Raw genomic sequence first — 12242 nt, forward strand, 5'->3', positions numbered from 1 at the left:
TTATTATTAGATTTAGCACTCACTTTAAACGAGTGCTAACAGAGGTGATCATCGATGTTAACAGATAGACAATTGCTGATTTTGCAAGTGATTATTGATGATTTCATTCTGACCGCTCAGCCGGTAGGATCGCGTACCATAGCGAAGAAAGAAGCTGTAACGTTCAGCTCCGCTACGATACGTAACGAAATGGCCGACCTTGAGGATCAGGGGTTTATTGAAAAGACCCATTCCTCATCCGGAAGGGTGCCTTCTGAAAAAGGCTACCGCTTTTATGTCGACCATCTGCTTTCTCCATTGCGGTTGTCCCAGCAGGAAATCGTTACAATCAGAGATGCCTTTAACGAAAAAATGATGGAGTTTGAAAGAGTGGTTCAAAAATCGGCGGGGATCCTGTCTGAAATGACCAACTACACCTCCATTATTCTTGGGCCGGAAGTTTTTGAAACGAAGCTGAAGCAGCTCCAAATCGTTCCACTCTCTGATCATTCTGCGATTGCCATCCTTGTTACAGACACCGGGCATGTGGAGCACAGGGCTTTTAATGTACCTGTGGAAATGAAAGGCACAGACCTTGAGAAGATGGTCAACATCCTGAACCAGCGTCTGCAGGGGGTTCCCCTTGTCAAGCTGCACGAGAAGCTCTATACAGAAATTAACGCTTTGTTAAGACACCATACAGAGCACCATGAAGAAGCGTTCGCTTATTTAAGAGCCGCTCTTGTGGAAGACCACCCGACGAAGCTTTACATCGGTGGTAAGACAAACATTCTCATGCAGCCGGAATTCAGGGATCTGGAAAAGGTCCGGTCGCTTTATGCTACGATTGAACAGGAAAATGAAATGGCTGATCTGCTGCGTTCCGGTCAGGAAGGCATTCAAGTCAGAATAGGTCAGGAGAATCCATTCGATTCCATGCAGAACTGCAGCCTGATAACGGCCACCTATCATCTTGGCAACGATCAGATGGGGACCATCGCTTTATTAGGTCCGACGCGCATGGAGTACAACCGGATGTTTTCATTGATGAATGTACTATCCAAGCATATGACCAATACGTTCCGGGGCTGGTATTGACCCTGCGGACGGCAGAAGGAGGATGGGCGGGATTTCCCACCGCATCTTTTTGTGTGATGCTTTTTTAGGATATAGATTCATGTTATATTCATTAACGGTGTAATGGATAGTAGGAGGTGGAAGTCATGGAAGAGAACAAACAGGAAATCATTGATGAAAAAGATGAACAGCAGGAACCGGAAGAGGTTCAAGGTGAAGTAGTAGAAGAAACCGAAGAGTCTCAAGGGGAAACAGAGCAGCTCCGTCAGGAAAAAGAGGAGCTGAACAACCGGCTGATTCGTCTGCAGGCAGACTATGATAATTTCCGCCGTCGTACACAGAAAGAAAAAGAGGCGGATCGGAAATATCGATCTCAAAGTCTTATTGAAGAGCTGATTCCAGCTTTAGATAACTTCGATAGAGCCCTTCAGGTGGAGGTCGACAGTGACGCCGCCAAAAATCTTGCCAACGGTATGAAGATGGTTTACGACCAATTCAAATCCGCTCTTGAGAAAGAAGGCGTTGAAGTCATCCCTGCACAGGGCGAGGAGTTTGATCCACACCTTCACCAGGCAGTGATGCAGGTAGAGGATGAAAACTACGGATCCAATATCGTAGTGGAAGAGCTCCAGAAGGGCTATCGATTGAATGACCGGGTTATCCGCCCGTCAATGGTAAAAGTAAACCAATAAAAAACAGGTAGATGAGTACGTAAAGGAGGACATTCAACCATGGGTAAAATCATAGGTATTGACTTAGGTACAACGAACTCTTGTGTAGCAGTGATGGAAGGTGGGGAAGCGAAAGTTATCCCTAACCCTGAAGGTAACCGCACGACGCCATCCGCAGTGGCATTCAAAAATGGAGAACGTCAGGTAGGGGAAGTAGCGAAGCGTCAGGCCATTACAAACCCGAACACACTTCTTTCCATCAAGCGTCACATGGGTACAGACTATAAGGTGGAAGTTGAAGGAAAAGAATACACACCTCAAGAGGTTTCTGCAATCATCCTTCAATACATCAAGAACTATGCTGAAGATTATCTTGGAGAAACCGTTGATAAAGCGGTGATCACAGTTCCAGCCTACTTTAACGATGCGGAGCGTCAGGCAACAAAAGATGCTGGTAAGATCGCTGGTCTTCAGGTAGAGCGTATCATCAACGAGCCGACAGCTGCAGCACTGGCCTACGGCATTGACAAGGAAGACCAGGATCAGACAATTCTTGTTTATGACCTTGGCGGCGGTACGTTTGACGTATCCATCCTTGACATCGGTGACGGTACATTTGAAGTAGTTTCCACAGCTGGTGACAACCGTCTTGGCGGAGACGACTTCGACCAAGTCATTATCGACCACATGGTAGCTGAATTTAAGAAAGAAAACGGCATTGACTTGTCCCAGGACAAAATGGCGAAACAGCGCTTGAAAGACGCAGCTGAAAAAGCGAAGAAAGATCTTTCCGGCGTAGCGCAGACGCAAATTTCCCTTCCGTTCATCACAGCAGGAGAAGCAGGACCGCTTCACCTTGAAATGAACTTGACTCGTGCGAAATTTGAAGAGCTTGCTTCTGATCTTGTTGAGCGTTCCATGAAGCCGACTCGTCAGGCTCTTAAAGATGCCGGCATGAGTGCAGGGGACATCCACAAAGTTATTCTTGTTGGTGGTTCTACACGTATTCCAGCCGTACAGGAAGCCATCAAGCGTGAAATCGGCCAGGATCCTTCCAAAGGTGTAAACCCTGACGAAGTTGTAGCACTTGGTGCCTCCATTCAGGGTGGTGTCCTTCAAGGAGATGTAAAAGATGTTGTTCTTCTTGACGTTACTCCACTTTCCCTGGGTATTGAAACAATGGGCGGCGTAACAACGAAGCTGATTGAACGGAACACAACGATTCCTACCAGCCACTCCCAGACGTTCTCTACAGCAGCAGATAACCAGACAGCTGTAGACATTCACGTCCTTCAAGGGGAGCGCGAAATGGCTCAGGACAACAAAACACTTGGACGCTTCCAATTGACGGATATTCCACCGGCACCACGCGGTGTTCCACAAATCGAAGTATCCTTCGATATTGATGCCAACGGTATTGTGAATGTTCGTGCTAAAGATCTTGGTACAAACAAAGAGCAGTCCATTACAATCAAATCTTCTTCCGGTCTTTCTGATGACGAAGTCGAAGACATGGTTCGTCAGGCAGAAGAAAATGCGGAAGAAGACAAGAAGAAACGTGAAGCTGTTGAACTTCGAAACGAAGCTGATCAGCTGATCTTCACAACAGACAAGACCATCAAGGATCTTGGTGAGCAGGTCAGTGAAGAGGAAAAGCAAAAAGCAGAAACAGCTAAGGAAGAACTTCAAACAGCCCTTGAAGGCGAAGACCTTGATGCCATCAGGGAAAAGAAAGATGCCCTTCAAGAGCAGGTTCAGGCACTTTCCGTTAAGCTTTACGAGCAGGCTCAGGCGCAGGCAGAAGCCCAGCAGGGTGAACAGGCCGGCGGAGCCGAGGAAGATGTCGTAGATGCTGACTATGAAGAAGTCAATGAAGACGACAAGAAGTAAGATAGCGTAGAAAAAAGTCAAAGTCAGGATCTTCTTGACTTTGACTTTTTTAATGAATAAGAAGGGGAAGGGGCGACGGTTGCCCACCCTACCCTTCAGTGTTAATATTAACGTTATGCAATAGCGTCCGGGAGAGTGATCTACAAGTGAGTAAACGTGACTATTATGAGGTGCTTGGTGTGTCCAAGGATGCCTCGAAGGATGAAATTAAGAAAGCCTACCGCAAGCTGGCTCGTCAATATCACCCAGACGTCAGCAAAGAGGAAAATGCTTCTGAAAAATTCAAGGAAGCAAAAGAAGCTTATGAAACCCTGAGCGATCAGCAGAAGAGAGCCCAGTATGACCAGTTCGGCCATGCCGGTCCGAACCAGGGAGGCTTCGGCGGATTTGGCGGTGGCGCCGAAGACTTCGGCGGCTTCGGTGATATCTTTGATATGTTCTTCGGCGGTGGAGGCCGCCGCCGTGATCCGAACGCCCCTCGTAAAGGTGCCGATCTGCAATATACGATGACCCTTCAGTTTGAAGAAGCCATCTTCGGAAAATCCACGGATATTGAAATTCCTGTAGAGGAAGACTGTGATACGTGTGATGGTTCCGGGGCGAAACCGGGAACTGCACCGGAAACGTGTTCCCATTGTCAAGGTTCCGGCCAGATTAATCAGGAGCAGAACACACCATTCGGCCGTGTCGTAAACCGCCGTGTCTGTCACCACTGTCAGGGCAGCGGAAAAATCATTAAGGATAAATGTAATACGTGCGGCGGCGATGGCCGCGTGAAAACACGCAACAAAATCCACCTTGATATTCCTGCGGGTATTGATGATGGCCAGCAGATCCGTGTACAAGGCAAAGGAGAAGACGGGGCCAACGGCGGACCGGCCGGCGACTTGTTTGTTGTCATCCGTGTGCAGCCGCATGAATTCTTCCAGCGTGAAGGCGATCATATCTTCTGTGAAGTGCCTTTGACCTTTGCACAGGCAGCTCTGGGTGACGAAATCCAGGTGCCTACCGTTCACGGGAATGTGAAGCTGAAAATTCCTGCCGGTACGCAGACTGGAAAAACGTTCCGCCTGAAAGAAAAAGGAGCACCGAACGTTCATGGCCGCGGCCAGGGTGATCAGCATGTGAAGACGAAAGTCATCACACCGAAGAATCTGACCGAGCGCCAAAAAGAGCTGCTTCGTGAATTCAATGATATTAGTGGAAATGAAGCCGCTGAAGAACAGCACGGCAATTTCTTTGAGCGAATGAAGCGCGCCTTCAAAGGCGACTAAGGATGTATCAGAGTCTGTACGATGGAATTTGCAGGTGATTTCCGATTCAATGTCCTGTTTTCATCGTGCAGACTTTTTTTGAGAGGGAAGAAAAGGCCTGCGGGCTTTTTTAGATATAAGAGAAGAGGGTGGAGTGTAATGAAATGGTCTGAAGTCTGTGTTCATACGACGACAGAAGCGGTTGAACCAGTATCAAACATCCTGCATGAATCCGGTGCCAGTGGAGTCGTCATTGAGGACCCCGCTGATATGCAGCGCAGGAAAACGAAGCTTGGAGAAATTTATGAGCTGAACCCCGCTGACTATCCGGCGGAAGGTGTTTATGTGAAGGCTTATATGCCTATGAACAGCTTTCTTATGGAGACCGTTGATGGAGTGAAGAAAACCATCAGCAATCTAACTGAATTCGGCATTGATATCGGCCGTAATGAAGTGACGATCCAGGAAATCCATGAGGAGGACTGGGCAACAGCTTGGAAAAAGTATTACAAGCCCGTTAAAATATCCGAGAAAATCACCATCATTCCTGAATGGGAGGATTACACACCTGTATCCAGTGATGAAATTATCATAGAAATGGATCCGGGAATGGCCTTTGGTACAGGGACTCACCCGACAACGGTGCTGAGCATCCAGGCGCTTGAACAGTATTTGGAAAAGGGAGATGTCGTCGCTGATGTCGGTGCCGGCTCCGGAATTCTGAGTGTTGCTTCCGTCCTGCTTGGAGCCGAGCATGCGTACGCCTACGACCTGGACGATGTGGCGGTTTCGAGCACGAAAAACAATGCCGCGCTGAATGGTGTCGAAAACCAGGTGACTTCCGAAGTGAATGACCTGCTTGAAGGGGTGGATTGGGAAGCAGACTTGATTGTTTCCAACATTCTTGCTGAGATTATTGTGAAATTCACAAATGATGCGTTCCGCGTCGTAAAACCAGGCGGCTATTTCATTACGTGCGGCATCATCTCTGCCCGCAAGGAAATGGTACGCGATCGTTTAATTGAATCAGGCTTCGACATTGTGGAAACAAATAAAATGGAAGACTGGATCAGCATTATCGCTAAAAAGCCGGAGTGACCCCCTATGCAGCGCTATTTTATAGACGCTCCGTACTGGAGTGATACGTCGGTAACCATTGCCGGGGAAGATGTCCATCATATCAGCCGAGTAATGAGGATGGGAGAGGGCGGCCAGCTCATTGCGGTCCACCCTGTCCATGGACCTGCTGCATGTAGGATTGACAGTCTCTCTGAGGAGATTGTCTGCTCCATCACCCATTGGATTGAAGAAGATCGTGAACTGCCTGTCAAAGTGACTGTCGCCGCAGGCTTAGGTAAAGGGGACAAGCTGGAACAGGTTGTTCAAAAGGGGACAGAGCTTGGTGCATTCTCCTTTATTCCTTATCAGGCCGACCGCTCTGTGGCCAAATGGGATGGAAAAAAAGCGCCCAAGAAAATTCAGCGGCTGGAGAAGATTGCGAAAGAAGCAAGTGAACAGTCAGAACGCACAGTCATCCCTTCTATCTCCGGACTATATTCCATGAAGGACATTACGGACTTGAAAGCATCCCATGACTGGTGCTTGTTCGCCCATGCAGAGGAAGCGAGGGTTGAGTCTGAGCAGGAGTTTTCCGAAGTTCTGCGCAGCATTCGACCCGGCGACTCCATCGCTGTCATTTTTGGTCCGGAAGGCGGCTTTTCTGAAAAAGAAGTGGAAGCCTTCAAGAACGCCGGGTTCTTATCCATCCGGCTGGGACCGCGCATTCTGCGGATGGAAACAGCTCCGCTTTACTTTTTATCCGCTTTGTCCTACGTGTTGGAGGAAGCCTGAACCACTTCGTTAACTCTCGCAATCAAACCGCTTTCATGCTAAGATAGTGAAGAGGTACGTACAACCTATGATAAAGGAGCGTTTGGAAATGGAACAAAATCTTGCAAAAATGATTGATCATACACAGTTGAAACCAGATACACCGAAAGAAAAAATTACACAGATTTGTGAGGAAGCTAAAGAGAGCAGCTTCATGTCTGTCTGTGTCAACCCATACTGGGTGGAATATTGCGCAGAACTGCTGGCGGATACAGATGTAAAAGTCTGCACAGTCATCGGCTTCCCGCTTGGAGCCGTTACGAAAGAAACAAAAGCTTTCGAAACGAAGCAGGCGATTGAAAAAGGAGCCACAGAAGTGGACATGGTGATCAACGTTGGAGAGTTGAAATCAGGAAATTACGACAACGTGCAGCAGGATATCGAAGCTGTCGTTCGTGAAGCTGAAGGAAAAGCTCTTGTGAAAGTCATCATTGAAACCTCTCTTCTAACGGAAGAAGAAAAAGTGAAAGCTTCTGAATTGGCGAAAGCAGCTGGAGCTGATTACGTGAAAACATCCACTGGATTCTCTGGTGGTGGAGCTACGGTGGAGGATATCAGCTTGATGCGCAAAACCGTAGGACCGGACATGGGGGTTAAAGCCTCTGGAGGCGTCCGTGATTATGAAGGAGCTAAAGCGATGATTGAAGCCGGCGCTACACGTATTGGTGCAAGCTCTGGTAAAGCAATTATCAGTGGTGGACAAGGAACATCTGATTATTAAAATGTCGAAAGCGGCCTCTTACGGCCGCTTTTTTTAATTTCCTTTTTTTGATACACTATTTAAAAAAGGAAGAATGGAATGGAAAAACAATCATTGAAAATGCACAGCTATCCAGGAATGGTGGCCGTTGTAGGCAGTGAGTGTAATGGAGAAGTGAATTTCATGTCAGCCGGGTGGCATTCCTTTTTATCTATGGAACCGCCGATGTATGGAGTGGCGGTGGGAAGAGAACGTTATTCCTACCAGCTGATCCAGGAGGCCGGTGCATTCACGATTAATTTTCTGCCTTATGAGGAGGCGGCTTTTATTCAATATGCCGGAAGTACATCCGGTGTGGATACGGATAAAGCTTCCAGTTTCGGTCAGGCATGGAAAAGAGGGAAGGACGGAGGTCCCGTCCTGGAGAGGGCCTACCTAAGTTATGAATGCAGCCTTGATCAGATGATTCCAACCGGAGATCATGACTGGGTGACCGGGGCCATTACCTCCTGTTCCTACATTCCTGAAATTTTTAATAACAGAGGTCTTCCCAATTTTAAAAACCTGCACATTCCTTTATATTTAGGTCGTTCCGAGTACATAAAGCTTGATGAAAAGATAAAAAAACAATCCTTCATCGACCCTTTTTCTTATAAAAAAAGTTGACCATACTTAATCCATATACTATAATTGTCAAAGGTATGGGAGGTCCCATACAAGAGAAACAGTTTTGTTTGCTTCGGAGGGAGGGAAATTAGCATGTCAAATACAACTCGCGTTCGTAAAAACGAGTCTCTTGAAGATGCTCTTCGTCGCTTTAAGCGTTCTGTATCAAAGAGTGGTACATTAGCGGAATATCGTAAGCGTGAATATTACGATAAGCCTAGCGTACGCCGTAAGAAAAAGTCTGAGGCGGCTAGAAAGCGTAAGTAATCAAAGAGGGTGTTGAATAGATGACGATCACTGACCGTCTGACCCAGGACATGAAAACAGCCATGAAGGCGCGGGATAAGGAAAAATTATCTACAATCCGCATGGTTCGGGCTTCTATGCAAAATGAAGCAATTAAATTGGGTAAAGATTCATTATCTGAAGAAGAAGCATTGACTGTTTTATCTCGTGAGGTAAAACAGAGAAATGATTCCCTCCATGAATTCAAAGAAGCTGGACGTGACGATCTTGTAGAAGGACTCGAGCGTGAAATTGAGATTTTACAAGTATATATGCCGAAACAGCTCACTGATGAAGAACTTGAACAGATTGTCAATGAAACAATCGAGGAAGTAGGAGCTGCTTCCAAGAGCGACATGGGCAAGGTGATGAGTGCCATCATGCCTAAAGTAAAAGGCAGAGCCGATGGTTCACAGGTCAATAAGTTCGTTCTTCAGCAATTATCGTAAATATAAAAGGCCTCTCTGTAGAAAGAGAGGCCTTTTTATTTTTAAACGAAACTTTTTGTTTTGTCATTCGTATAGGAAGTATACGGAGGGGAAGATAAAAGAGGGGGTGATTGTTCGATGACACGTACTTGGCGTTTACGACTCTGGCTGACATTGTTTATGCTTGGAACCGCCGCTTCTTTGGTGCTCAGTTTTGATTTTGCTGCAGCAGAAGGAGAAGGGGAAACGGTTTACGTCATTCCGGTTGAAGATACCGTCGAACGTGGAATGGCCGCTTTTTTGAAGAGGACGACAGGTGAAGCTGAGGAAAATGGTGTCGATCACATTATTTTTGAAGTGGATACACCCGGAGGCCGTGTCGATGCGGCAGGAGAAATTGGAGAAATTTTTCAGGATCTTGATATACCTAACACAGCGTTTGTAACGAGCCGTGCCTACTCGGCGGGTTCCTACATCGCCTTGAACGCCGATAACATATACATGAAGCCGCAGGCGACTATGGGGGCTTCCGGAGTGATCAACTCAGATGGGACAGCGGCTGATAAAAAGGCCCAGTCCGCCTGGATTTCCTCCATGGCTGCTGCAGCAGAGACGAATGGAAGAGATCCACTTTACGCCCGTGCCATGGCCGATGCAGCCATCGACCTTCCGGATTACGGGGCTCCTGAGGGCGAGTTCCTTACCCTTGGGCCGGGGGAAGCGGAAGAAGTCGGCTATGCAGAAGGAATTGTCGAAGACCGGAACGAATTATTAAATGAGCTTTCTTTATCCGGAGCGGAAGTGGTGGAGCAGAACCCGACATTGTCAGAAAACGCAGCCCGTTTTCTAACAGATCCCGTTGTCATACCGATATTATTATCAGTGGCCAGTCTCGGCCTTGTGGTGGAGCTTTACTCACCAGGGTTCGGCATCCCGGGAACGATGGGCGTTACAGCTCTTGTGCTGTTTTTCTATGGTCATATTGTTGCTGGTCTTGCCGGCTATGAGGCCATCATCTTACTCGTGCTGGGGATCGGTCTTATTGTTGCCGAATTCTTTCTGCCGGGTGGGATAGCCGGTATTGCCGGGGTTGCGGCCGTCGTCTTTTCCTTGATGCTTTCTTCAGCGGATATGGGACATATGGCGATGAGCATTGGTATTGCACTTCTGGTAACTGTAATAGTATCTGTCATCCTGTTTAAGACGATGGGGCTTGAACGTGGCTTTTTCCGGCACATCATTCTGAATGATTCTACCTCATCCGAGCAGGGATATGTTTCATCGGTCAACCGTCTGGATCTGATTGGTCTTGAAGGGACAGCCGTGACACCGCTGCGGCCGTCGGGAACGGCTGAATTTGACGGCGAACGGCTGGACGTCGTTACCGAAGGTGTCTTTATCGGAGTGAATCAGAAAGTGAAAATCATGAAAACCGAAGGATCACGAATCGTGGTCCGTGAACTGAAAAAAGAGGAGGAAACAACGTGACATTGCAGGAACTCATGCCGATTATCATTATTGGTATCATTATTATCGTACTGGCTGTGCTCTTCACATTTATCCCGGTCATGCTCTGGATCAGTGCCCTGGCAGCCGGAGTTAAGATCAATATCTTTACGCTTGTTGGAATGAGATTGAGAAGGGTTATTCCCTCCCGGGTCATCAACCCGTTGATTAAAGCCCATAAAGCCGGCGTCAACGTCAATACCAACCAGCTGGAAAGCCACTACCTTGCCGGTGGTAACGTCGACCGTGTGGTCAATGCGCTGATTGCCGCTCAGCGAGCGAATATCGAATTGAGCTTTGAACGCTGCGCTGCGATCGATCTGGCCGGCCGTGACGTTCTGGAAGCCGTACAGATGAGTGTCAATCCGAAGGTGATTGAAACACCATTTATCGCTGGTGTGGCGATGGACGGGATTGAAGTGAAAGCCAAAGCGCGTATCACCGTTCGTGCCAATATCGACCGTCTTGTCGGTGGTGCTGGTGAAGATACCGTCATTGCCCGTGTTGGTGAAGGAATTGTATCGACCATCGGTTCCAGTGAAAATCATAATAAAGTATTGGAAAATCCAGATCGTATTTCTCAAAATGTATTGAGCAAAGGGCTGGATGCAGGAACGGCATTTGAAATTCTCTCCATCGATATTGCTGATATTGATATCGGCAAAAACATCGGTGCGATTCTTCAGACCGACCAGGCAGAAGCGGATAAAAACATCGCCCAGGCGAAAGCAGAAGAACGACGTGCGATGGCTATTGCCCAGGAGCAGGAAATGCGCGCCCGCGTACAGGAAATGCAGGCGAAGGTTGTGGAAGCAGAAGCACAGGTTCCTCAAGCCCTTGCAGAAGCTCTTCGTACCGGAAAAATGGGCGTCATGGATTACATGAACTATCAGAACATCAATGCTGATACGGATATGAGAAATACGCTCGGCCGCACATCAGATGAAGAAGCCGAAGAAGATAAGTAAATCCTCGCTGACTTAAAGGAGCATGCATATGGCAGATCTTATTGAATTGATATTCAGTAATTTTGTCATCGTCGCTGCGATTATCGGTGGTATTATCAGCTGGTTCAGCGGGATGTCAAAAGAAAAGGATCAAAAGCCGGGAGCTCCGAAGAAACAAACGGCGCCCCGTCCTTATCCGAATAAGTCCCAGGGGGAACCGCAGCAGGAAAAAGAGGGTCAGCAAGATAAAGGAGGCCGTCTCCGCGAGTATTATGAAGAAAAACAGAAGCGTCTGGAAGAAATAGCGGAAAAATCAAGGTCTGACGCTTCTGGATACAACAATGGCCGGAGCATAACGGATTCTCCGGTCTATAACGCAGAGAAATCCAGCCCGATGGAGGAAAACCCTCCGGCAGGCCGGAAAGCCTCGACGAAGGCTCCTCCGTTAACGACGGACGGCCCTCTGGTAGAGCAGGCGCGGAAGTGGGATAAGAAAAAACTGGCCGAAGGAATTGTAATGGCTGAAATTCTTGGACCCCCGCGTGCGCACAAGCCGCATCGCTCGCATCCCCGAAAAAGATAGACGAACGCCCGAATTGTAGTGATACAATTCGGGCGTTTTTCGTATAAATGAAAAGAAGGGGGGGCGTTGTATGCCAAAATGGCAGCAGCAGATTAGAACATGGATCGGCCGTTACTTTGACCTTCCGGCTGATGTGATGCTGGATTTACCACGAATTACTACGATCGGCTCCATACATGTCTACATAGAAAATCATACAGGCCTCCTGCATTTTTCAGAGGAAGAAGTAAGGATTCAATACAAAAAGGGCCAGGTCCGGATTGTTGGCAGAGACCTCGGGGTGAAAATGATGCTGAAAGAAGAACTTCTCCTGGAAGGGGAGTTGAAATCTGTCGAGTTTTTTCCTGATTCCAAAGGAGGATGAGTC

General features: G+C 47.7%; 14 protein-coding genes. All 14 read left to right on the forward strand.

The annotated features are described in order from the left end of the window. The first annotated feature begins 54 nt into the window (after positions 1 to 54). The 14 genes from hrcA (at position 55) to yqfC (ending at position 12239) form a co-directional block, all read left to right on the forward strand. Complete coding sequence (gene hrcA, locus ACXADP_RS07930; protein ID WP_474971219.1) at positions 55 to 1077, forward strand: heat-inducible transcriptional repressor HrcA; 1023 nt, start codon at positions 55 to 57, stop codon at positions 1075 to 1077. Positions 1078 to 1202: 125 nt separating this feature from the next. Further along, the gene (gene grpE, locus ACXADP_RS07935) at positions 1203 to 1748 is read left to right on the forward strand and encodes a nucleotide exchange factor GrpE (RefSeq protein ID WP_474971220.1); all 546 of its coding nucleotides are present in this window, start codon (positions 1203 to 1205) and stop codon (positions 1746 to 1748) included. Positions 1749 to 1787: 39 nt separating this feature from the next. Next, positions 1788 to 3617 (forward strand): molecular chaperone DnaK, encoded by a 1830-nt coding sequence (gene dnaK / locus ACXADP_RS07940; protein ID WP_474969031.1) that lies wholly within the window; start codon positions 1788 to 1790, stop codon positions 3615 to 3617. 146 nt (positions 3618 to 3763) lie between these two features. After that, the gene (gene dnaJ, locus ACXADP_RS07945; RefSeq protein ID WP_474971221.1) at positions 3764 to 4891 is read left to right on the forward strand and encodes a molecular chaperone DnaJ; all 1128 of its coding nucleotides are present in this window, start codon (positions 3764 to 3766) and stop codon (positions 4889 to 4891) included. Between the two features lie 138 nt (positions 4892 to 5029). After that, entirely contained in the window at positions 5030 to 5968 is a 939-nt protein-coding gene (prmA, locus tag ACXADP_RS07950; RefSeq protein WP_474971222.1) for a 50S ribosomal protein L11 methyltransferase, read from the forward strand. Between the two features lie 6 nt (positions 5969 to 5974). Then, positions 5975 to 6721, forward strand: a complete 747-nt coding sequence (locus ACXADP_RS07955) for a 16S rRNA (uracil(1498)-N(3))-methyltransferase (protein ID WP_474971223.1) — start codon at positions 5975 to 5977, stop codon at positions 6719 to 6721. Between the two features lie 88 nt (positions 6722 to 6809). After that, positions 6810 to 7481, forward strand: a complete 672-nt coding sequence (deoC, locus tag ACXADP_RS07960; protein WP_474969026.1) for a deoxyribose-phosphate aldolase — start codon at positions 6810 to 6812, stop codon at positions 7479 to 7481. A 78-nt stretch (positions 7482 to 7559) separates the two neighbouring features. Continuing rightward, positions 7560 to 8126 carry a flavin reductase family protein gene (locus ACXADP_RS07965; RefSeq protein WP_474971224.1) on the forward strand — a complete coding sequence of 189 codons (567 nt, stop codon included), beginning with the start codon at positions 7560 to 7562 and terminating at the stop codon, positions 8124 to 8126. A 93-nt stretch (positions 8127 to 8219) separates the two neighbouring features. Next, the gene (gene rpsU / locus ACXADP_RS07970) at positions 8220 to 8393 is read left to right on the forward strand and encodes a 30S ribosomal protein S21 (protein WP_027955353.1); all 174 of its coding nucleotides are present in this window, start codon (positions 8220 to 8222) and stop codon (positions 8391 to 8393) included. 20 nt (positions 8394 to 8413) lie between these two features. Further along, a complete protein-coding gene (locus ACXADP_RS07975) occupies positions 8414 to 8860 on the forward strand; it encodes a GatB/YqeY domain-containing protein (RefSeq protein WP_027955354.1) in 447 nt (148 codons plus the stop codon). Positions 8861 to 9019: 159 nt separating this feature from the next. Next, on the forward strand, positions 9020 to 10327 hold the full coding sequence (locus tag ACXADP_RS07980) for an NfeD family protein (RefSeq protein ID WP_474972296.1): 1308 nt from the start codon (positions 9020 to 9022) through the stop codon (positions 10325 to 10327). Between the two features lie 14 nt (positions 10328 to 10341). Beyond that, entirely contained in the window at positions 10342 to 11313 is a 972-nt protein-coding gene (floA, locus tag ACXADP_RS07985; protein ID WP_474970418.1) for a flotillin-like protein FloA, read from the forward strand. A 28-nt stretch (positions 11314 to 11341) separates the two neighbouring features. Further along, complete coding sequence (locus ACXADP_RS07990; RefSeq protein WP_474969024.1) at positions 11342 to 11875, forward strand: hypothetical protein; 534 nt, start codon at positions 11342 to 11344, stop codon at positions 11873 to 11875. A 70-nt stretch (positions 11876 to 11945) separates the two neighbouring features. After that, on the forward strand, positions 11946 to 12239 hold the full coding sequence (gene yqfC, locus ACXADP_RS07995; protein WP_027955358.1) for a sporulation protein YqfC: 294 nt from the start codon (positions 11946 to 11948) through the stop codon (positions 12237 to 12239). Positions 12240 to 12242 lie beyond the last annotated feature (3 nt).

This window comes from Halobacillus sp. AWH4_228 (genome assembly GCF_056158365.1).